Genomic DNA, 22,703 nt, shown 5'->3' on the forward strand with positions numbered 1-22,703 from the left:
AATAAACTTTTAAACTCTATAAAAATGAACACCAATCCTACATCTTATCCCTCTAAATTTGCTGCATTCGATGGTATTTTTAACGTGGGAAAAACAAGATTCAAATGGTACAATTTAGCTGAAAACACACATGACATTTCTTCTGAAGATATCAGCCATGCAAAAACATGCATCGAAAATGCAACTGAACATTTTCAGGACATTGAAGATCTTGGTTTTGTAATTCTCCACAGATGCGGCAGCAATTATTTGCTTCTGGTTTGTACCTGGAGAAGTGAAAACGAATTATGGGAAAGTGTATATTATGACGGAACCGGAAAATTCGAAACCTGGGAAAGAAAGAACAATCACATTCCTACCTACTGTGTCTGGGAAATGGGAATTGTATACCATGAATCCAGAGTCTGGAAAAAGTTTCTGGGAACTGACAAACAGGAAAACAACAGACAGCAGTATCTGGATGATTTTTTTGAAGGAGAAGTATAGGGCTGCAATCATTTCATACTCTTAGTTCTTCTATTTTTCAATATATTCACCGTCATAAAATTATGATATGAGAAAAGGTTTCATAGTAGTTTCTTTATTTATTACTCAGGTTATTTATTCCCAGAATTATTCCCGGTATGTTAATCCTTTCATAGGAACCGGAGGTCATGGCCACACCTTTCCGGGAGCGATTGTTCCTTTCGGAATGGTCCAGCTTTCACCCGACACCAGGATAGATGGCAGCTGGGACGGGTGCAGTGGTTATCATTATTCCGATTCGGTCATTTATGGGTTTTCCCATACCCACCTCAATGGTACGGGAGTTTCAGACTATGGTGATATTATGCTAATGCCTACCATGGGAAATCCAAGCCTGGACAACAAAGACTATTCTTCAAAATTTTCCCATAAAAATGAAACTGCTTCTGCCGGATTCTATTCTGTAAAATTGGATAAAAACAATATTGATGTCCGTTTAACAACAACCAAAAGAGTAGGATATCATGAATATACTTTCAACAACAGCGGAAATGCCAATATCATACTTGACCTTAATCACAGGGATAAACTTCTGGAAGGAGAGGTGAAAATTATTGATGATAGAACGATTGAGGTCTTCAGAAGAAGTGAGGCCTGGGCCACAAACCAATATATTTATGCCCGGATTGAATTTTCCAAACCATTAAAATTGACGAAGAAAGAAGCTAATGGAAAGCAGGAAAATAATATGTATACCGGAACAAAGCTGGCTTTAGCATTTTCGGCTCCTGTTAAAAAAGGAGAGAAAATCAGCGTAAAAGTCGCTTTATCTCCAACAGGCTATGAAGGTGCAGGAAAAAACATGCTGGCAGAAGGTCAGTCGAATGATTTTGAAAACATAAGAAAACAAGCAGACAATGATTGGAACAAGGAACTTTCCAAGATTGAGGTAAAATCAGACGACACTAATAAGCTGAGTATTTTTTACACCGCTTTATATCATGTTTTTACGCAGCCTAATATTTATATGGATGTTGATGGAAAATACAGGGGTCGTGATAATAAGTTCTATACGGCAAACGGATTCGATTACTATTCTGTTTTTTCTCTATGGGATACTTTCAGGGCTGCACATCCGCTCATGACCTTAATTGACAGGAAACGAACTGCGGATTTTATTAATACCTTCATCAGACAGTACGAGCAAGGTGGAAAATTGCCGGTATGGGAGCTTGCCTCTAACGAAACAGAATGCATGATCGGTTATCATGCAGTTTCTGTAATCGCAGACGCCATGACCAAAGGAATCAAGGGTTTCGATTACGAAAAAGCGTATGAAGCTTCTAAAAATTCTGCAATGCTGGATATTTTCGGACTGAATGCTTACAAGCAAAACAATTATATCAGCGTAGATGATGAACATGAGAGCGTTTCCAAAACGCTGGAATATGCATATGACGATTGGTGTATTGCACAAATGGCTAAAATTTTAAACAAAAAAGAAGACTACCGGTATTTCATGAACCGTTCCCAGAACTGGAAAAACCTCTACAATCCTGAAAACGGCTTTATGCAGGCCAGAAAAAACGGGAACTGGTATCAACCTTTTGATCCAAGAGAGGTAAACAACAATTACACGGAAGGAAACTCATGGCATTATTCTTATTTTGTTCCCCAGGATATTCCAGGCTTAATTGATGCCCATGAAGGAAAAGAAAAATTCGAACAGTTCATCGATGCCATTTTCACCGCCCCTAGCACAACAACGGGCAGGGAACAAGCTGATATCACAGGTCTTATAGGACAGTATGCGCAAGGCAATGAACCAAGCCATCATATTGCTTATCTGTATAATTTTGTGGATAAACCACAAAAAGCAGACGAGAAGATCAGATACATACTCGATCATTTTTATCAAAACACTCCGGATGGATTGATCGGAAATGAAGATTGCGGACAGATGAGTGCATGGTATGTTTTAAGTTCCCTGGGTATTTATTCTGTAACTCCGGGTAAGCCGGAATGGGAAACCGTTACCCCTTATTTTGATGAAATTAAGCTTCACCTTGAAGACGGCACTACCAGAACGATTACAAAAAACACAGGCAAAGAGGAGCTCAGAAAACTGGGATTTGAAAATGTAAAATCCATAAAAGATTTTAAATACAATGAACAAACCGCATCTCCTGTGATTGTAGCTGACAGGCTTTTTGATTTTTCTACTAAAGTACAGATCACTCCCCTCAACCCAAAAGACAAGGTTTATTACATGACCATAGACGAAAATGATAAAAATGTAAGAAAAACTTTCTCCACGTACAAAGGTCCGTTTACCATTAATAAAACCACCCAGGTTTCTGCATATGCTCAAAGAAACGGAGAAAAAAGCTCAGTTACCACTGCTAATTTTAACAGAAGGCCTAATCATTGGGATATTACTGTAAACTCAAAGGTGAATCCTCAATACACAGCAGGAGGCAAACTCGCTCTTATTGATGGCATCAATGGTACTGAAAACTGGAGAAAGGGAGAATGGCAAGGCTATCAGGGGCAAACTTTTGAAGCTATTCTTGATTTTAAATCTCCGCAACAGCTTACCCGACTGTCTTCAACCTATCTTCAGGATAGCAGGGCATGGATTTTAATGCCTAAAAAGGTAGAATACTATGCTTCAATGAACGGAAAAGATTTTATACTATTGAAAACCGTTGATAATACTGTTGACTCTAAAGATGAGAAAGTCCAGATCAAAGATTTTACCGCAGATATTCTGCCTACAGAGACCCAGTATATTAAAATAAAAGCTTATCATTTTGGTAAACTTCCGGAGTGGCACCAGGGAGCCGGCGGTGATTCTTACATCTTTATAGACGAAATTTCCGCTCAATAACCGTATTATACATTAAAAAACCTCTTTCAAATTGAAAGAGGTTTTTTTATTTAGATCATAGGAGAATCTTCAATTCGTCATATTGTAAACTCTAATACTTATATTCAGAATAAGTTACGCTTCTACAGCAGGATTTTCAAGCTGTCCCTCCCATTTGGATACTGCGGACGTAGCTAAAGCATTTCCTAATACATTTGTCATACTTCTTCCCATGTCACAGAAATGGTCAATAGGTAAAATCAAAGCAATTCCCTCCGGTGGAATTCCGAACATGGAACAAGTTGCCACAATAATTACCAGTGAAGCTCTCGGTACACCTGCAATTCCTTTAGAGGTAAGCATTAAAACCAAAAGCATCGTGATCTGCTGTCCCAGGGTCATTTCAATTCCATAGATCTGAGCAATAAATATTGAAGCAAACGTCATATACATCATGCTTCCATCCAAATTGAATGAATATCCCAAAGGTAAGATGAAAGACACTACCCTGCTGTTACAACCAAATTTTTCCAGTTCTTCAACCAACTTTGGAAAAACAGCCTCGGAACTTGTTGTAGAAAAAGCAATAAGCAAAGGAGCTTTAATTCTTTTTAATAACTCAAACAAACGATTCCCTAAAATCAGATATCCGACCAATAGCAACACCAGCCAAAGAACACCTAAAGCAAAGAAGAAATCTCTGAGATAAACTGCATATACTTTAAAAATTTCAAAGCCATTCACCGCTACCACAGCAGCAATAGCACCAAGTACACCCAATGGTGCAAACCACATAATATATCCTACCATTTTCAAAATGGCATGGGCCACAATATCAAATAGTTTGATAACAGGTTTTGCATATTCTTCACCCAGATTAGCCAGTGCAACACCAAACATAATCGAAAATACTACGATCTGCAATACCTCATTGGTTGCAAAAGCCTCAAATAAACTTTTCGGGATAACGTGCTTTACGAAATCTTCCAGAGTAAATCCTTTACTGCTTTTTAAAAGCTCTTCGGCTGAAGCAGCATCCTGAATCGGAAGTTTGGTAACATGCCCGGGTTCAAGCCAGTTTACCAACATCAACCCGATAAAAAGAGACATCAGCGATGCAGAGATAAACCATAACATTGCTTTTGTTCCTACTCTGCCTATCATTTTGATATCGCTCATCTTGGCAATTCCCACTACAAGAGTGGTAAATACCAATGGAGCAATGATCATCTGTACCAGCCTGATGAAAATAGTTCCGAGTAATTTAATATTTTTAGAAAAAGGTTCTGCACTTTCCGGATACTGTACGTGAACAATTCCTCCAATTCCTACACCCAAGATAAGTGCAATAATAATCGCTATAAAAAGCTTATTTTGTCCTTTCATATAAATAATTCAACTTGCGCAAATATAATAGTTTTTAAATTGTGTGCTATTACTTATTAAATTGGACATAGTTAAAATTAAAATACTGGTTTTAAAAACTTTGTAAAAAAATTAAGAAACATTTAGTCAATTTTTAATCATTTGGTATAAATTTTATTGTTACATTTATAGTATCAATACATTAAATTAAATATACAACTATGAAAAAAACTATTGCAATGGCTGCCTTAGCTCTGGCAGTATCGTTCGGTGCTATTTCTTGTAAAAAGAAAGTTTCTGATGCTGATCTTCAGACTCAAGCTACCACGATTGTAACGTCCAACCCAAGTGCTTCCGTTGAAGTAAAAGATGGTGTAGCCCACCTAAGTGGAACATTTCCTGATCAGGCTTCTAAAGATGCAATGATCAAACAACTAAAAGCAGTAAATGGTGTAAAAGACGTTATGGATATGGCGACTATTGCTCCTGCAACTCCTCCGGTTGAAACGCAATCTGCAGTAGATCCGGCAGTTCAGAAAAAAGTTCAGGATGCTGTAAAAGATTTCCCTTCTGTAAAAGTAGAAGTTGTAAACGGTGAATTAACGCTTACTGGAAACGTTTCTAAAGAGCAGGCTAGAAAAATCAAGCAATCTGTGGATGCTTTGAAAGCAGGAAAAGTAAATTATAACTACACTGTAAAATAATTTAAAATGAGCACATTACAAGATAAATATTCAAGTGTAATTTCAGCAGCTCAGTCTGCAGGAATTTCAAACCTTCAGGTTCAGGAACAGGATGGAATTTTATACATCTCAGGAGCAGCTTCCAATACTGCAGCAAAAGATGCTGTATGGAATGCTTTGGGGACTATCGATTCTACTTACTCTGCTTCCGATATTAATGTAGATGTACAGGTTGCAGGTCTTGCATCAGGGGCAGCGCTTACAGTGGCTACTGAAGATTCAAACCTGAACATCAGACAAGAGCCTTCTACGGAAGCTGCTGTTGTAGGAAAAGCATCAAAAGGTTCTTCTGTAACTTTAATTGAACAGACTTCAGACGATTGGTGGAAAGTAAAAACTGCCGACGGACAAGAAGGATATGCTTATTCAAGATATTTGAGAGCTTAATTCATGACAATAAATATTGAATCCCTGAAATTTCTTTCAGGGATTTTTTTTACTTTTGAGTCGAAAAAGTAATAAATGAAGAAAATTTTGCTGGTATTGATTATTTTGATCAATACTGCGATCTTAAACGGTCAAAAACTCGCCATCGATGGAAAAGTGATGGATTTTGAAAAAAAGCCTGTAGAAAACGCAACCGTTTATCTTCTCAAACAAAAAGATTCTTCCATTATCAATTATACCCCCACTAATAAAGAAGGTAAATTTTCTTTAAAAACAGATCCGTCCAATGAACCTACCGTTCTGAAAATTGATGCTGAAAAATTAGTATCCTATTCTAAAAATATAGAGAAAATAAATCAATCGCTCTCATTAGGCTCTATTGAACTGGAAAAAAATTCTGTTTTTAATATTGAAGAGGTGAAGCTTACCGTTTCTCCGGTAAAAATTAAAAAAGACACTATCGAATTTAATGCATCCTCGATCAAAGTACGGCCTGATAGTAAAATCGAGGAACTGCTTAAACAGATTCCCGGAGTTGAAATCAGTAACGAAGGAAAAATTACAGTAAACGGTAAAGATGTGGATCAGATCATGATCAACGGAAAACCTTTTTTCGATAAAGACGGCAAAATTGCATTACAGAATCTTCCGGCAGATATTATAAAAAATATTCAGTTTACGACCACTAAAACCAAAGAGGAAGAGCTCAATGGAAAAACGGCGAAATCAAACAATACAACCATCAACTTCAATATTGACGAAAAGAAAAACAAAGGACTTATTTCCAGGTTAACTCTGGGCTATGGTTCTGATAAACGTTATGAAGGAAGCGGCCTTATAAGCTACTTTAAAAAGGACACGAAAATAAGCCTGCTGGCTTCATCCAATAATATTAATTCCCAGGGCTTTTCTAATGATGAGGTCTTTGACAGCATGGGACGTGGAAGAAATTCCTGGATGATGCAGGGAGGAAGCGTAATGACAGTAGGAGGCAATACGTATTATTACCAAGGAGGAGGCAACACCAAAGGAATCCAGAGGTCTACAACGATAGGATTTAATTATAGTGATAAATTGGGAAAAGATGCAGACCTTGAGACCATGAGCTTCATGCATTCGAATAATAATCTGAAAACACGATCTAAAGTTTCAAGAACAACCTTACTTCCGGATTATACATTAAAAACCAACTCCGAAAGCAGTGGAGAAAACGAAAACAGACAATATAATTTTGATACTGCTGCACGGATTAAATTAGATTCGTTAACCAGTATTTACATTTCACCTTCATTTTCCAGAAGCGAAGGATCTAATTTTAATAATTCAACATCATCCACTTTCAGAGACAATACCCTTCTGAATGAAAGTAATGCGTACACAAGTACGGATTCTGAGAGCAATTCATTCAATCCGAATATCTATTTTTCGAGAAAGTTCAGAAAAAAAGGGCGCGTTGTATACGCCAATATCAACAGCAATATTTCGGAATCTAAAAGTAATAATTTAAACCAGTCCAGGACTGTATTTTATCAGAACAACGGGACTAATGATGACAGAAATCAGCTCGCTAAAAATAAAACACAAAACAGCAATTACCGTTTTAGTACAGGATATACGGAACCTCTTTCAGATTCTGCTACCGTAAGCCTTAATTTAAATTATGAAGCAAAGATCTCCGGAGCCGAGAGAAACGTTAATGACTTTGATGCCAATACCGGGCAGTACTCGAAATACAACTCTGTTCTTTCAAACAGCATGGATCAAAAAATTAATCAGCTTTCCCCGGAGTTGAGTTTTGAGCTCAATAAAAACAAAATCAACATCTGGTCTTCCGTGAATCTTCAGATTTCCGATATGAAAGTGAACTCTGTTTTTAATGATCAACAATATGACCTTCAGAAGAGCTTTGTTCTTCCCAGCTATAATCTTAACCTGCAATATCAATTTTCCCAGAATAAAAGGCTAAGCCTCTACAATTATGCTGACTTTAATATTCCAAGTGCTGAGCAGCTAACTCCTTATGAAGACCTTTCCAATCCTTTAATTACCTACAAGGGAAATCCGGATCTTAAAAATACCTGGACCAACAGAACCTACCTTTACTTCAGTAATTATAATATGGTAAAAGATATCAATTATTATGTGAATATTGGATTTACCTACGGAAATAATGATGTTACCAATTATTCCTATTATGATAATTCGGGAAAACAGTTTGTTACATATGCCAACATAAGTGGTAATAAAAATATCAACCTTGGTGGTGGATTCAGTAAAAGTTTTAAATGGAAGGAAAATAAGCTTGTGATTAATCCAAGAATTAATACGAGTTACGGCTATAACAGAGGTTTTATCAATAGCCAACAATTCAGCAGCGGGACATACAGTATTAATCCCGGATTAAATCTTACTTATGAAGTTAAAGATAAGTTCACCATAAAGCCCTCCTACTCAATCGGATACAACTTTTCTAACTATACCAATTATAGTATTGAAAAAGTTCAAACCACCAATCAGATATTAAAACTCCAATTAACCAATTATCTTTTTAAAAGCAATCTTGTTTTTGGAAATGATTTTGAATACAATACAAATTCTAATATTGCTCCGGGATTCAAACGCGATTTTTATTTCTGGAATACAAGCCTCGGATACTCTTTTTTCAAGAAACAGCTTACTGCAAAAATTAAAGTATATGATGTTTTGAATCAAAATCAGAGCGTAAGAAGAACCATTACCAATTCATATTTTGAGGATCGGGATGACCTTATCCTGAAACGTTATGTTATGTTCTCCTTAAGCATGAAGCTGAATAAATTTGCAGGAAAAAAGATGCGTAATCAGTAACCATAGGATGATAATATAATAAAAATGGCCGAATTGATTCGGCCATTTTTATTATTTGGCAGTAATGGGTAATATTTATCATGGTAAACGCGTTTTTATTTTTAAATTAGCTTCAAATTTTATTTATGAAAACCCATATTTCCATTTTATTTATTTTCTTTTTCATTTTGGGTAATGCACAAAATGCAACACAAAAGGACAATTTTGTGAAAGATAATTTTACCAAACAAGAATTTTATATTCCCATGCGTGATGGTGTTAAACTTTTCACAGCAGTATATATTCCTAAAGATATAACCAATAAAAACAAATATCCGTTTCTGATGCAGAGAACCTGCTACAGCATTGCACCTTATGGTGAGAATGAATATAAAACTAAAGTAGGCCCAAATCAGTACCTGATGAAGGATAAATATATTTTTGTGTACCAGGATGTCCGCGGAAGATATATGAGTGAGGGAACTTTCACGAACATGACTCCTCAGGTAGAACGTCAATCGAAAAAAGATGTCGATGAAAGTACGGATACTTATGATACGATAGAATGGCTATTGAAAAACGTCAAAAACAACAATGGAAAGGTAGGTCAATTTGGAACTTCTTATCCTGGTTTTTATACAGCTGTAGGGATTTTAGCGGATCATCCGGCACTGGTTGCATCATCACCTCAGGCACCTATTTCTGATTTCTGGAATGACGATTTTCTTCACAACGGAAAATTTATGCTGGGATACTTCAGAACCTTCCCTGTTTTTGGGGTTCAGAAGACCAAAGCTGAAAAACAGGCATGGTACATGGATACTTTTGTAAAGCAGACATCAGAAGACGGACTGAAATTCTACAGGGAAATGGGAACCTTAAAGGACGGCTATGACAAATACTATAAGAACAACTTCTTCATGACCGAAATAATGAACCATCCCAATTATGATGATTACTGGCAGAAAAGAAGCCTTTTACCTCATCTTAAAAATGTTAAGCATGCAGTAATGACCGTTGGAGGATGGTTTGATGCTGAAGATTTATCAGGTCCTTTGAATATTTATAAAGCGATAGAAAAATCCAGCCCGAAAGCAAAAAACACCATTGTTATGGGACCTTTTTCTCATGGCGGATGGTCACAGGAAATGGGAAAACATTTCCATAATGAAATTTATTTCGGAGACAGCCTCGCTACCTATTACCAGAAGAACATCGAGACAAGATTTTTTAATCACTACCTGAAAGGAAATACCAAAGAAGATGCAGGACTTCCTGAAGCTATGATGTATGATACAGGAGCAAAACAGTGGAAAGAATTTGCATCTTATCCTCCAAAAGATGCTAAAAAAGTTAATTTCTACCTGGCTGACGGAACATTAAAAAGTACTTCTCAACAAGGTTTTTCAGAATATTATAGCGACCCGAATAATCCGGTATTAAGCTCAACAAGCTTAAAGGATTTTAATGGATTTACTCCCAGAAATTATATGTCGGAAGATCAAAGGTTTGCGGAAGGAAGACCCGATGTTGTTACTTTTACAACAGATGCTTTATCAGAAGACATGACTTTCGCGGGAGAGATTATGGCAAAATTAAACATCGCCTCTACTTCCACAGATGCTGATTTCGCTGTAAAACTCATTGACGTATATCCGGAGGATTTCAAACCTGTTGAGAAAAAAGACGGTGTTGTGTATGGTAATTATCACCAGATGGTAAGAAGTGAAATTATGCCTGCGAGATTCAGAAACTCAAGGGAAAAAGCCGAAGCTTTAGTTCCTGGTCAGAAAACAGCGGTTCAATTCAGACTTCAGGATGTGGTTCATACGTTTAAAAAGGGACATAAAATCCAGATCCAGATCAGCAGTACATGGTTCCCGCTCTTTTCTGTAAATCCACAGAAATTCATGGATAATCCGAACATGGCTTCTAAAGAAGATTATACCAAAGCATTCATAAGAATTTATAATGACAGCTCAATTGAAGCTGAGGTGATAAAATAAAAAAATCGGGTGACTTCAAGAACTTTAGTCACTTCTCTTCTAATACTTGTAGTATGGTTTTATAATAAAGACCATTGTTTATAAACAAAAAGGTGGCTTCGAAAATCTCAGCCACCTTTTTTATTCTTCAATCGTTCTGAATGTAAGGTTTATTCTTGGAGTTTTTACCTTTGTAGTTGGGGGAAGCCTGTGAAGCCAGTTATCCTGTGTTATTCCTTTCATTACCAATAAGCTTCCGTTTTGTAAGAAAATCTCCACTTTCTCTTTGGTTTGTTTGTGTTTAAACAAAAATTTCCGTTCCGCTCCAAAGGTTACCGATGCAATGGCACCATGCTTTTTCAGGTCTTTTTCACTATCACTATGATAAGCCATCCCTTCACTGCCGTCATGATATAAATTGAGAAGACATGAGTTATAAGTTTCTCCTGATATTTCCTCACACTTTTTCTTTAATTCCAATAGCTCAGGCGTCCATAGCGTTGCATACTTGGTCCTGTTGGAATAGGTATACTCAAATGCTTTTTCCCCGAACCACGCCACTTTTCTTTTGGTTAGAATAAGTTTACCGAAAATAATGGCTTCGTCATTTTCCCAGGGAATCTGATTCAAAAGATAGTTATAATAGAAATCGGATTTTTCTTTAGAGAAAATGGTTCCGTAATAATTAACCGTTCCGTCTTTGGGAAGGATATTGACCGGAAAATCATATATTTCTTCAAATAAACTCATTCCTGTTTTTTTATAGCACGGATACACATGAAAGCCGGAAACTTATTTAGTTCTTTAAAATGTTTCGGATCCAGTTTTTCAAATTCTTTTGTAGGTTTTGGTTCAACCAGTTTATCAATATAAAAACCATTGTCTGTAAGCGGAGTGATGCATTCACTAAGAGGTCTTCTGAAGCTGTTAATTTCAACAGGTTTCCCGAATCCGTTCCATATACAATTTACATGTTCAATTTCGAAATATTTTTCTGAATGAAAGTAATTGTATTCAAAAAATGGATGCTCAATCGATATAACAAGACTACCATCAGGTTTCAAAACCCTGCAAAATTCTTGAATGGTAAAATTCCAATCCTCTATATAATGAAGCGCTAATGCACAAATAACAGTATCAAAGCTTCGATCCTCAAACATTTCAAAGGGTAAAGATAAATCGTGGACGAAAAAATCTTTTTCATTATTATTTCTTTCACGTGCCAGCATGACCATTTTCTGACTGATATCAAAACCTTTTACTGTCGCTCCCTCAGATATTAGGATTTCAGCATATTTCCCCGGACCACAAGCCGCATCAAGGATAAATTTACCCTTTACCTCCGGAATAAGCTCCAATGTATTCGGTCTGTCATAATAGGCATTATGTGGTTTGTGATCGATCAGCTCATTATATTTCTCAGCGATCTCCTCATAAGCAGATAAGATTTTATGTTTGATCATGATTGTATCCTTTGATTTCTAGATTGAATCTATTGCATTGGAAGTGCGTGAACTTTCCCAACCAATAATGAGCTGCTTCCGATCCTTTCCCCAACGGTAACCGCCCATGTTTCCTGATGATTGAATGACCCTGTGACAAGGAATAAGAAAGGCTACAGGATTGCTTCCAATAGCTGTTCCTACTGCTCTGGAAGCTTTAGGATTGCCTATTTTCCCGGCCAGATTACCATAAGTAGACAGTTTTCCCATAGGAATTGTCAGAAGGCTTTCCCAGACTTTTAACTGAAAATCAGTGCCCTTAAGGTGAAGTTTTACGGTATTTAACTTGTTCCAGTCTTTACCGAAAATAGACAAGGCATCTTTTTGAAACTGATCCTGCTTCTCATAAAAAGAAGCATTAGGAAACTGGGCTTTCAGATTTCCTAATGCCATTTCTTGATTATTTTCAAAGGCCAGATGGCAAATTCCTTTTTCGGTAGAAGCTACCAGAATGTTTCCAAATGGACTTTCTGAAAAACTATGGTTAATTCTCAGGCTTTTTCCGCCATTTTTAAACTCAGCCGGAGACATTCCTTCTATTTTTACAAATAAATCATGAAGCCTGCTTGTACTGGAAAGCCCGGTCTCATAAGCAGCATCAAATACGCTCAATTTCTCTTCTTTCAAAAGATTTTTGGCATGTTCTATACTGATGAACTGTAAAAATTTTTTCGGACTTGTTCCTGCCCAATCTGTAAAGATTTTTTGGAAATGGGTAGGACTAAGATGCACTTTTTCTGCTACTTCTTCCAGACTCGGCTGAAGTTTAAAATTACTTTGGATATACTCTATCGCTTTAGCGATTCTGTTGTAATCTATTTGACTTTGTGTAGACATATCTTTGTATTTTATCTCACAAATTTCCAAAGAAAATCCCGCAGAAAAAATCCGATTCTTGTGGAATTTTAATCCTGGCTGATGTGATAATAAGCTAACATTTTGTAATATAGTTTAGCGGCAAGGAATGCGCTTGGCTTAGCCATCGGAGAATCCATCAATTCCACAATATCAAAAGCTACAACATTACATTTTTCAAATACTTTTCTTAATAATTCCAACGTTGGATACCATTGCAGACCTCCGGGTTCTGGTGTTCCGGTAGATGGACAGATAGATGGGTCAAAAGCATCCAAATCGATTGTAATATATACATTTCCGGAAACTTTTTCTAAAACATCATTGATCCAGTTATCATTGACAGCAATTTCATGTGCAAAAAATACTCTTCCTTCAGGTAAATACTGGTATTCTTCAACATCCATTGAACGGATACCCACCTGAACCAGGTTGTGCTTCTGATTAGCTTCAAAAACAGCACATGCATGATTGGAGGTAGAACCATGGAATTCAGGACGTAAATCCGTGTGAGCATCCAGTTGTAATACTGTTAAATTATCATATTTCTCACCTACTGCACGGATCGAACCAATAGAAACAGAGTGTTCACCACCAAAAAGGGTAAACAACTTTCCTTCATTCTGCAAAAGCTCTTTTGTTTTTTGATAAACGGCCTCGGTCATCGCTTCAGGTGTAGCATTTTCAGATACTTCTCCGGCAAGATAAACACCATCAAGGTAAGGCTCGGTTCCTGTCTCTATGTCATAAAGCTCCATGTTTTCAGAAGCATTAAGGAATAATTCAGGACCTTTATCCGCTCCTTTACCCCATGTTGAGGTTCCGTCGTAAGGAACGGTAACCAACATTACTTTTGAGTTTTCTAATGACGCATTTTCTTCAGGAATTCCCGCGTATGTTTTCATGTTTTTATTTAAAAATTAAATGATTTAAAATTTGAAATACTTCCAGCAAAGATACAAAGAAGTTGGAAGCCGGAAGCAAGAGAAGGGAAGTTTTTGAAGGTATCAACAAACTCACAGCCTCTATAAAATTCTAACTTCTTCCATCTCCTCTAAAATTCACTACCTTTGCAAAAAAAATCAAATATGTCCTTAAAAGCGGTGCTTTTTGATATGGATGGGGTAATTGTAGATACAGAACCTTTGCATAGAAAAGCTTACTTCAAGATGTTCGAAGATCTTAAAATTCAGGTATCTGAAGAACTTTACACTTCATTTACCGGAGCTTCCACCAAAAAAGTCTGCGAAACATTAATTCAGATATTCGGGCTTAACCATACTTATCAGGAGTTGACCAATATAAAAAGGGATTATTTTAAAGATTACTTCTATAATGATGCCGATTTTGACCTTATTCCCGGGGTGAGAAAACTGATAGAACATTACTATGAAAATAATATTCAGCTCATTGTGGCCTCTTCCGCAAGCATGGTAACCATCAATATGGTTTTTGAAAAATTCGGACTTGAAAAATATTTCAACGGGAAAATCAGTGGTGCTGAGTTAAAAGAATCAAAACCTCATCCTGAAGTTTTTCTTTTGGCAGCCCAGCTGGCTGAACAGCCGATAGAAAACTGCCTGGTAATTGAAGATTCTACCAATGGAATTCTGGCCGCTCATAATGCTAAAATTTTCTGTGCCGCCTATAAAAGTGAACATTCCCATAATCAGGATTATTCCCTGGCTAACATTACCATCTCAGATTATACTGAACTGGAATTAGATAAAATCTCAGATTATTTTAAATAAAAAAGGTTCTCGATCGAGAACCTTTTTTTATATTGATCCGTCTCTGAGAGGAGCGCTAGTATCCCAAAAGTTTTAAAACATCTTCCGGCTCCTGTCTTTCACGGAATATTTCATATTGAAACTCTCCGTTTTCATCTTTCTGAATCAGAATATGTCTTGGCTGAGGCATTAAGCAATGATGCACTCCTCCGTATCCTCCAATCGTTTCCTGATAAGCTCCTGTATGGAAGAAACCAATATATAAAGGTTTTGTATCACTGAAAACAGGCAGGTAGATTGCATTGGTATGCTGTTCGGAATTATAATAATCATCCGAATCACACGTTAAGCCTCCCAGAAATACTCTTTCATAAGTATCTTCCCAACGATTCAGAGGAAGCATGATAAAGTGTCTTGAAATCGCCCATGTATCAGGAAGTGTCGTCATGAATGAAGAATCGATCATGTTCCACTTCTCTCTGTCGTTCTGACGTTTTTGCGAAATAATTTTATAGAGGTTAGCTCCACTTTCTCCTACCGTGAAACTTCCAAATTCAGTATAAATATTCGGTTCCTCTACTCCCTCTTCTTCACAGAATTTTTTAATCTGGGAAACGATCTCTTCAACCATATACTGGTAATCGTAATCAAAGTTCAAAGAAGTCTTAATCGGGAAACCTCCTCCGATGTTCAAAGAATCCACCTCCGGAGCAATTTTCTTCAAACGTGCATATACACGAAGACATTTATATAATTCATTCCAGTAATACGCAGTATCTTTGATCCCTGTATTGATGAAAAAGTGAAGCATTTTCAATCGCGCATTCGGGTGTTCAGCAATTTTCTGACTGTAATAAGGAATAATGTCTTTATATCCTATTCCTAATCTGGATGTATAAAATTCGAATTTCGGTTCTTCCTCGGAAGCAATTCTGATCCCTATATCAAAAGTAGTATCGATACTCTCTGTAAGTTTGTCTAGTTCCCTGTAATTATCAAGGATCGGAGTAATATTTTCAAAACCATTATTAATCATCTCCGAAATTTTTGCCAGATAATCATCTGTTTTGAATCCATTACAGATTACTTCAATATTTTTATCTACTTTACCTTTTTTGTAAAGAGACCTTACAATATCCATATCATAAGCGGAAGATGTTTCAATAGAAATATCATTCTTCAGAGCTTCTTCAATAACAAAATTAAAATGACTGGATTTCGTACAGTAACAATATCTGTAATTTTTCTTATATTCGATTTTCTCAAAAGCCTCCTTGAACCAGCCTTTTGCTTTCTGAATATTCTGAGAAATCTTCGGGAGGTAACTAACCTTTAAAGGAGTTCCAAACTTTTCAACAACATCCATCAAAGGAATATCGTGAAACAACAAATTGTTTTCAGAAACGTTAAATTCTTCTGTTGGAAAATATAACGTCTGATCAATAAGTTCCGAGTATTTTATTTTCATTTTTTAGCAAGTGAATTAAGAATGCAAAATTGCTAAAAAAGTTTGATTTTTTGATGTTAAAATTATTATAATTTTATTTGATCTTCATGAAAGGCTCTATCGAAATCAGCACCCGCTAATTCACCGTTTATTAATATGTAAACTTACGAATATAGAATTGTCTTTTATCATCAGAAATCTCCAACACTTGTTGAATATATACATCTACAGAGCCGTATTTCTTATCAATTTCATTAAATGCAGAATCCAGATAATTCCTCTCTACCCAGCTGAGCTTTTCCAATACTTTGATATCCATTTTAGGATATAGAAAATGCAGGTTTCCAGCCAGCTTTAATCGCTTCATAACCATATCTTCCCTGTAGTTGTTAGACATCAGATAATCATTATAAATTGTTGCTTTATCAAACTTTAAAATGGTCAGAATAAGAGCTGTAATAATACCTGTCCTGTCTTTCCCTGCCGTGCAGTGATATAAAACAGGTTGATCTGAATCCAAAATTTCACTAATAATCTTTTTGATTGTTGCCGGATTTTCGGTTACATATTCACGATAAAAATCAACCATTCTTTTATCAGCATCGGCAGAATTTACCTTTCCCTTTAAAACCAGCTTCCTTGCTTGTGATAGCTGGTCTCCCTGATCTTCAAATGCTGAGTATTTTTTATAGCTAAGCTGAGCAGGTAGATGATCAGGCTTCAGACCGATTTCTTTTTCATTTCTGAGATCTATCACTTCCGCTATTCCCAGTTTTTTAATCGTGTCAAATGATTTTTTCTTCAGCTTATTAAGATGCCCGCTCCTGTAAAAAACACCTTTTCGTAATGTTCTCCCGTCAACATTTTTCATTTCTTCCAATGTCCGGAAATTATGTACTTTTTTCACTCCTGCATTTTCAGCCTGGCTTTTTCCATACTCGGGTGCAGAGAAGTTCTGTATTTTACAGGAAAAAGCACAGAATAGCACAATAAAAAGGAATAGTATTTTAAGTAATTTCTTCAATATTCTAGAAAAATTAAGTCGATGTCGATACAAGATACAAAAGTTTCTCCGAATACTCAATTTCAAAGGTATTCAGCTTATCGTTCTAAAAACAAACATCAGCTTAATATATTGGTGGATATTCTATATCATCGCGTCCTACAAAAAACAACAAATCGCCGGATTCATAGTGAACGGATACTTCATCTTCAACAGCAAAATTTCGGGTTCCGATCCTTGAAGTAATGCTTAAGCTACCATTTGTAAGAGGCCAGTTCAATCCTTTTGTCGTTATATTTTCCACAATAGGGAAAGGATATAAAGAAATCATTCTATTCTTCACCTTTTGCACTGTAAAATCTTTAGGAATAAAATAATATTCAGAAAATTCATCATAAAATTTTATCTCCAATCTGTCTTTAAAGGTATAAGCAACCGTAAGGTTTCCTAAGAAATGGTCCTGCTCTCCACCACTGGCCCCAAAAACATCTATAGCGCGAAACCCCTTATCCAAGATAATTTCCAGAGCTTTATGAAAGTCTGTTTTATCCTGATCCAGGGTGAGAATAAATTTTTCCTGATATACCTCTTCATCGGATCCTGTGTGTGAATCAAAATCACCGGAAATGAAGTCCAATTTATCTAAAGGAAATCTTTTCTCTTTTAAGTAATGAAAAGCTCCATCCGTACATGCAATTAAATCATATCCGGATAGGTCAGGAAAGGACATGGGAGGTTCTCCGTTAATAAAAAGTAATACTTTATCTTTCATTCGGATTCCAGTATTCTTCCGGTTCGTTATTTAGTTTTGAAATATACCGGGCAAGAACAAAAAGATAATCTGAAAGCCTGTTGAGATATTTAATTAATTCAGGACGAACCTCTTCAGCTTCATTCAGGAAAACCAGAGAACGTTCTGCCCTTCTGCAGATTGTTCTTGCTGCATGAAGAAATGTCGCAGATTTTCCGCCACCGGGAAGTATAAAATATTGAAGAGGATCCAGCTGGGTATCAAAATCATCCATCCAATGCTCTAATTCTTCAATCTCATTTTCTGAAATAATCAACGGAAGCCTGGATTTTCCATTGGCAAGCATTAATTTATCAACCGGAGTTGCTGCTTCAGAGCCCACAGTAAATAAATCAAACTGAATTTTCTTCAATTGCTTTAAAACCTCAACATCTTCAATATGACTTTTTGCAATGCCAATAAAAGAATTCAACTCATCGATATTACCATAACTTTCTACTCTGGCGCTGGCCTTGGAAACTCTTGTTCCTCCGTAAAGAGCGGTTTGTCCTTTATCTCCTGTTTTTGTATAAATTTTCATACGACTAAATTACTTTTTTAAAATTAGCTTTACAATACTTACGGGTTTGTTTCTTATCTTGTTTTGTAATTCTGCTAATAAAAAATGACCGGTAAAAACCAGCCATCTTCAAATTATTTATCTACCTCAACATATTGCAACACTGTCTTGTTTTTAGAATTATAAATAATGGTACTTTTATTGGGAAACCGCTTTAATTTATAATACTCGATACCATTGTCATTCTTTATATCTTCTAAAATGCTTTTATCAATTGTATTTTCAGGCAGGAACTTTTCAATAAAACTTATTTTATCTACTATATTTTGTCCGTCTACCCTTCGGGCTGCCTTATCGGACCGGGTTTCATCCGTTGTAGGTTGAGACTCCAGAAATGGAATGATATCTTTTTTGTCTGCTTTATACTTAAAAATATATCCTGTAGTGCCATTTGGAAATACAAACTTTTTCCCGTTTTCATCGGATACAACAGCTTTCCCTGAACCAGGAAAAACCTGATTAAATTGAACATCTTCAGAATTTGTCAGGGACTTGATGGACTCATTCACGGTCTTTTTCACCCTCTCTTCCACTGCCTGCTGGGTCCTTTGCTTTACTGTTTCGGTTGTTTCCTGTACAGTCTGATCTATTTTATCACTGATTTTATTACACGATAGTAGTGACAAAGCACTTGTAATTCCTAAAATTAGCTTCTTCATTTCTCTGAAATTATAAATAATACCCGGTACATCTCTCTTTTAAACGTAAAAAACGCAATGATATTTTAGGAGAAAAAAATATTTTCAATGTGCCAAATCCTACTGACAAACTGTTGTCATAACCTGCTCTTATCTTTGTATCAACAATAACAAATTAAACAAAAATATTATGGCAACTACAGCAACAGCAACAAAACAGTTTATGACATCAGACCAATTATTAGAGCACTGGCAAGGACACAGAAATCTGACAAGAAGAGTAATTGAAGCGTTTCCTGAAAAAGAATTATTCGAATTTTCTATAGCAGGTATGAGACCATTTGCTAAACTGGCAGTTGAGCTTATCAGCATTGCAGGACCGGCATTAAAGGGAATCAATGAAAAAAACATGGAGGCTTATAACGAAGAGGGATTCAACCCTAAAACAAAAGAAGAAATACTGAAAAAATGGGACGAAGAAACAGAAGTAATCAACCATTATTTTAATCAGATTTCTGAAGAGCGTATGCAGGAAACGTTCAATCTGTTTGGCCAATATGAATTTCCGGTATATCAGAATATCCTATATTTCATCGATAATGAAATCCATCACCGTGGACAAGGTTATGTCTATCTAAGATCATTAGGAATTGAACCTCCGTTTTTCTGGGAGAGATTTTAATTCTGTTTAAAAATATTTTTCTTCTATCAAATTATTAAATTTAGTGAATGCAAAAGCTTTCAGATTCTCTGAAAGCTTTTGTTTTTTAACCCGGCAAAATATTTTTAAAGAAAGTAATAATGTTCTCTTTTAACTGGGCGAAGGCACTTGAGGCTCCAAATTCTTTGTTATCATATCCTATAGGAAATCCCTTGGCAACATACTCATTATTTTTATTTAAAGTAAGCACCTCAAAGTCATCATTTACTTTACCCAGCTTATCTGTATGAATATTCAAATATTTTATAGAGGCCTGTTTTGAAAAATCGAGTTGAGTAATATCAATTGTTTTAACTCTTTCTTAAGGTCGGACCGGAAATAAAGATTCATCTTCTTGACATCAATAACGGTCTGCCATTCTCCCGCATATACAGAATTAAGAACATTCCAGGCATATTCTACAGGCTTTTTATCATACTTATAACTATAAAGCATATAGTAAGCTTTACTATATCTGTCTTCCCATTTATTTTGCTGACCAAGATCAAATTTTTCATTACCTCCTAAAAAATCAAACCTCTGAACCCGTTCAATATCTTTCTTATACTGATTATTGCATAGAAGAGGCATAGGCATATCCTTTCCTGTAAGCACCTTATACTTTCCATTTAGCAAAGCTATAGTTGCTGTATTTCCTTTAGCATCAGTAACGAAGAAGTGGCTTCCTCCAGCACTAGGCCACCAATCAATATTAGGACCGCCATTCAAATGATCTATCACTTCCTGAACAGATTTATAATTATCCAACTGGTATTGAATCCATTGTGCCCAAAACATATTAGGCTGTGTGGGATTAAAAACTTTTGTGGTTTCCTCCAGAGAAAGTTCAACCAGAAAAAGACCTTTTTCATTTACACCGTAACAAGGGAAATCATAGCCTAGAAGATTAAAGGTTATAGAACCATATAATGATTGCCATTCCTTTTCAGCATTCAGATGTCGGGAGGTAAGATTTTCCCAGCTTATATTTCTTTTGGCAATCCCACGTTTATTGACGACGATCATCCCCGGCATTGTTTTCCAATTCTCATTGAATCCGATTACACAATAATCATTACCCTTTAATAAAAATGCTGAGCAGGCGGAAGAAATCCCGTAATGAAGAAGAGCCAGGAGCAGCATAGAACGCATCAATATAAATTTCATAATTAATCAGTTGGTTATTGTAATTTCGTAGAAATATTTGTGATCAGCTCACCAATTTTTGTTTTGAGTGTTTCTGGTTCCAAAACTACAGCGTAATCCGCAAATGTAATCAGCCATCTTGGAAATCCCTCTTTGATCCACTCCGTTTCAAAGGTCATCACAACTCCTTCATCGGTTTCAGTTTCGTCTATTAAACCATAGTATCTTTTAGAATTAACGAGATGCCCCATTATTTTCTTATCTACCAGCAATTTTACTTTGGTAACATCATTACCGGAATTTTTCCTATAATCATTAATTCCACCATACTCTTTTGAAAAAGGAATACTGGTTTTGGAAACCTGAAGAATCCGGTCTACCCTGAATTGTCTGAAATCCTGTCTTAACGTACAAAAAGCCATAATGTACCAATAATTAAATTCAAAAAATAAACCTACCGCTTCTACAATCCGGTTAGATACCTTTGAATCCATACTTCTGTATTCTATGGAAAGTTGCATTTTTTCTGCAATACTTTCAAGGATCAGGGGGATCACATTTTTAACAGAATCCGTTGATTGAGCATGGTAATTAAAAACATCAACCTGCTTTTCTACTGTCTGTATTAAATTTTTATCGGAATGCCTCAGCACTGAACGCACTTTTTCCATAGCCGTCCGGTAATGAGAGCCCAAACTCTCGTGAGAAAACTTTTGCATCAGCTTTTCGGCTGTAATAAAGCTCAAAACTTCTTCTTTTGTAAACATGACAGGAGGAAGTTTATATCCGTCCATTAAGGAATATCCGCTACCCGCTTCTCCGACAATCGGAATCCCCGCATTTTCAAGTGTTTTTACATCCCGATAGATCGTTCTGATGCTTACTTCGAACTTCTCTGCCAGATCCTGAGCCCTTACCAAAGGTTTGGATTGCAGTTGAGTAAGAATTGCTGTTACCCTGTCAAGCTTTTTAAGATAATGGTCATTCATTTTATCCGGTCACTCTAAACTTTTATACAATAATTCCAGATATAGTAAAACCAACAATTTTAGCTATATTTAGATATCCAAGAATCACATATTATTACTAATGAGCTACACCAATTTCATCCAGACTATTGAAAGGATTTCGAATCCTGAACAGGCTGTCATTGATGAACTGATTTCAAAGTTAGAATTAAAAAATTACAGAAAAGGAGATTTTTTATTAAAATCTGATGAAACCTGTAAACATTTTTATTTCCTGCAAAAAGGACTGGTAAAATTGTTCTTTGATAATGGGGATAAAGATTTTATCATGACTTTTTTTGCTGAAAATTCTTTTTTTACGGAATTGAGCGGATTTCTTACTGGTAAACCATCCAAATATATGTTTGTAGCACTAGAGCCTGTGGAAGTATACTCCATTCGCAAATCTGTTGTCGACGACTTATGTAAAAAATACCATTCTGCAGAAACCCTTTTCAGTAAGCTATATTCAAAAGCACCTGTTAACATGATGGGTAGAATAAGTGAAATGCTGGAAGATGATGGCAAGAGGAGATATCATAATTTTCTGAAACAAAAGCCGGAACTTATCCAGCGTATCAGCCTGGGAGACCTTGCGGACTATATTGGCATTACCCAGGTTTCACTAAGCAGGATCCGTGCGCAAAAATGATTTTTTATCATTT

At 36.1% G+C, this 22,703-nt stretch carries 22 protein-coding genes; 9 read left to right on the forward strand and 13 right to left on the reverse strand.

The genetic code is table 11. The annotated features are described in order from the left end of the window. The first annotated feature begins 24 nt into the window (after positions 1-24). A complete protein-coding gene (locus MTQ00_RS10935; protein ID WP_273648993.1) occupies positions 25-486 on the forward strand; it encodes a hypothetical protein in 462 nt (153 codons plus the stop codon). 67 nt (positions 487-553) lie between these two features. Beyond that, positions 554-3,355: a GH92 family glycosyl hydrolase gene (locus tag MTQ00_RS10940; protein WP_273648995.1), complete on the forward strand. Its 2,802-nt coding sequence runs from the start codon at positions 554-556 to the stop codon at positions 3,353-3,355. A 114-nt stretch (positions 3,356-3,469) separates the two neighbouring features. Here the strand turns inward: MTQ00_RS10940 and MTQ00_RS10945 are convergent, their stop codons facing one another. Beyond that, a complete protein-coding gene (locus MTQ00_RS10945; protein WP_273648996.1) occupies positions 3,470-4,720 on the reverse strand; it encodes a dicarboxylate/amino acid:cation symporter in 1,251 nt (416 codons plus the stop codon). A gap of 200 nt (positions 4,721-4,920) precedes the next feature. Here MTQ00_RS10945 and MTQ00_RS10950 point away from each other — a divergent pair, with 200 nt between their 5' ends. The 4 genes from MTQ00_RS10950 to MTQ00_RS10965 all read left to right on the forward strand — a co-directional run bounded on the left by MTQ00_RS10950 (position 4,921) and on the right by MTQ00_RS10965 (position 10,661). Next, a complete protein-coding gene (locus MTQ00_RS10950; RefSeq protein ID WP_172279915.1) occupies positions 4,921-5,403 on the forward strand; it encodes a BON domain-containing protein in 483 nt (160 codons plus the stop codon). Positions 5,404-5,409: 6 nt separating this feature from the next. Beyond that, positions 5,410-5,829: an SH3 domain-containing protein gene (locus MTQ00_RS10955; RefSeq protein ID WP_172279917.1), complete on the forward strand. Its 420-nt coding sequence runs from the start codon at positions 5,410-5,412 to the stop codon at positions 5,827-5,829. Between the two features lie 75 nt (positions 5,830-5,904). Next, entirely contained in the window at positions 5,905-8,676 is a 2,772-nt protein-coding gene (locus MTQ00_RS10960; protein ID WP_273648999.1) for an outer membrane beta-barrel protein, read from the forward strand. 125 nt (positions 8,677-8,801) lie between these two features. After that, the gene (locus MTQ00_RS10965) at positions 8,802-10,661 is read left to right on the forward strand and encodes a CocE/NonD family hydrolase (protein ID WP_273649001.1); all 1,860 of its coding nucleotides are present in this window, start codon (positions 8,802-8,804) and stop codon (positions 10,659-10,661) included. A 120-nt stretch (positions 10,662-10,781) separates the two neighbouring features. Here MTQ00_RS10965 and MTQ00_RS10970 read toward each other — a convergent pair whose 3' ends face one another. The 4 genes from MTQ00_RS10970 to speB form a co-directional block, all read right to left on the reverse strand. Next, positions 10,782-11,390, reverse strand: a complete 609-nt coding sequence (locus MTQ00_RS10970; protein ID WP_273649002.1) for an alpha-ketoglutarate-dependent dioxygenase AlkB family protein — start codon at positions 11,388-11,390, stop codon at positions 10,782-10,784. After that, positions 11,387-12,103 (reverse strand): class I SAM-dependent methyltransferase, encoded by a 717-nt coding sequence (locus MTQ00_RS10975; RefSeq protein WP_273649004.1) that lies wholly within the window; start codon positions 12,101-12,103, stop codon positions 11,387-11,389. Before MTQ00_RS10975 ends, MTQ00_RS10970 begins: the two co-directional genes overlap by 4 nt. Positions 12,104-12,121: 18 nt before the next feature. Next, positions 12,122-12,979 carry a bifunctional helix-turn-helix domain-containing protein/methylated-DNA--[protein]-cysteine S-methyltransferase gene (locus MTQ00_RS10980; RefSeq protein WP_273649006.1) on the reverse strand — a complete coding sequence of 286 codons (858 nt, stop codon included), beginning with the start codon at positions 12,977-12,979 and terminating at the stop codon, positions 12,122-12,124. Between the two features lie 68 nt (positions 12,980-13,047). Next, positions 13,048-13,902 carry an agmatinase gene (gene speB / locus MTQ00_RS10985; protein WP_172279929.1) on the reverse strand — a complete coding sequence of 285 codons (855 nt, stop codon included), beginning with the start codon at positions 13,900-13,902 and terminating at the stop codon, positions 13,048-13,050. Positions 13,903-14,085: 183 nt separating this feature from the next. Here speB and MTQ00_RS10990 point away from each other — a divergent pair, with 183 nt between their 5' ends. Continuing rightward, positions 14,086-14,748 (forward strand): HAD family hydrolase, encoded by a 663-nt coding sequence (locus MTQ00_RS10990; RefSeq protein ID WP_172279931.1) that lies wholly within the window; start codon positions 14,086-14,088, stop codon positions 14,746-14,748. Between the two features lie 55 nt (positions 14,749-14,803). On the opposite strand, the gene MTQ00_RS10995 is transcribed toward MTQ00_RS10990, so the two are convergent. The 5 genes from MTQ00_RS10995 to MTQ00_RS11015 form a co-directional block, all read right to left on the reverse strand. After that, positions 14,804-16,195: an arginine decarboxylase gene (locus tag MTQ00_RS10995; protein ID WP_172279933.1), complete on the reverse strand. Its 1,392-nt coding sequence runs from the start codon at positions 16,193-16,195 to the stop codon at positions 14,804-14,806. A gap of 130 nt (positions 16,196-16,325) precedes the next feature. After that, positions 16,326-17,198 (reverse strand): tyrosine-protein phosphatase, encoded by an 873-nt coding sequence (locus MTQ00_RS11000; RefSeq protein ID WP_273649008.1) that lies wholly within the window; start codon positions 17,196-17,198, stop codon positions 16,326-16,328. Between the two features lie 103 nt (positions 17,199-17,301). Beyond that, positions 17,302-17,949: a thiamine diphosphokinase gene (locus MTQ00_RS11005; RefSeq protein ID WP_273649010.1), complete on the reverse strand. Its 648-nt coding sequence runs from the start codon at positions 17,947-17,949 to the stop codon at positions 17,302-17,304. Beyond that, positions 17,939-18,508 (reverse strand): cob(I)yrinic acid a,c-diamide adenosyltransferase, encoded by a 570-nt coding sequence (locus MTQ00_RS11010; protein ID WP_273649011.1) that lies wholly within the window; start codon positions 18,506-18,508, stop codon positions 17,939-17,941. Before MTQ00_RS11010 ends, MTQ00_RS11005 begins: the two co-directional genes overlap by 11 nt. 113 nt (positions 18,509-18,621) lie before the next feature. After that, the gene (locus MTQ00_RS11015; protein ID WP_273649013.1) at positions 18,622-19,206 is read right to left on the reverse strand and encodes a hypothetical protein; all 585 of its coding nucleotides are present in this window, start codon (positions 19,204-19,206) and stop codon (positions 18,622-18,624) included. Positions 19,207-19,375: 169 nt separating this feature from the next. On the opposite strand from MTQ00_RS11015, the gene MTQ00_RS11020 reads away from it, so the two are divergent. Beyond that, positions 19,376-19,867, forward strand: coding sequence for a DinB family protein (locus tag MTQ00_RS11020; protein WP_273649015.1), 492 nt, complete (start codon positions 19,376-19,378; stop codon positions 19,865-19,867). Between the two features lie 85 nt (positions 19,868-19,952). Here the strand turns inward: MTQ00_RS11020 and MTQ00_RS11025 are convergent, their stop codons facing one another. From MTQ00_RS11025 to MTQ00_RS11035, 3 genes are read right to left on the reverse strand one after another with little or no spacing between them, the layout of a single operon-like run. Then, the gene (locus MTQ00_RS11025) at positions 19,953-20,144 is read right to left on the reverse strand and encodes a hypothetical protein (RefSeq protein WP_273649016.1); all 192 of its coding nucleotides are present in this window, start codon (positions 20,142-20,144) and stop codon (positions 19,953-19,955) included. Positions 20,145-20,149: 5 nt separating this feature from the next. Beyond that, positions 20,150-21,052, reverse strand: coding sequence for a linear amide C-N hydrolase (locus MTQ00_RS11030; protein ID WP_273649018.1), 903 nt, complete (start codon positions 21,050-21,052; stop codon positions 20,150-20,152). A gap of 14 nt (positions 21,053-21,066) precedes the next feature. After that, entirely contained in the window at positions 21,067-22,020 is a 954-nt protein-coding gene (locus MTQ00_RS11035) for a helix-turn-helix transcriptional regulator (RefSeq protein WP_273649019.1), read from the reverse strand. 100 nt (positions 22,021-22,120) lie between these two features. Between MTQ00_RS11035 and MTQ00_RS11040 the strand changes: the two genes are divergently transcribed. Further along, entirely contained in the window at positions 22,121-22,690 is a 570-nt protein-coding gene (locus MTQ00_RS11040) for a Crp/Fnr family transcriptional regulator (RefSeq protein ID WP_273649021.1), read from the forward strand. The last annotated feature ends 13 nt before the right edge of the window (positions 22,691-22,703 follow it).

Source organism: Chryseobacterium sp. B21-037, assembly GCF_028570785.1.
Taxonomy (GTDB): Bacteria; Bacteroidota; Bacteroidia; order Flavobacteriales; family Weeksellaceae; genus Chryseobacterium; species Chryseobacterium proteolyticum.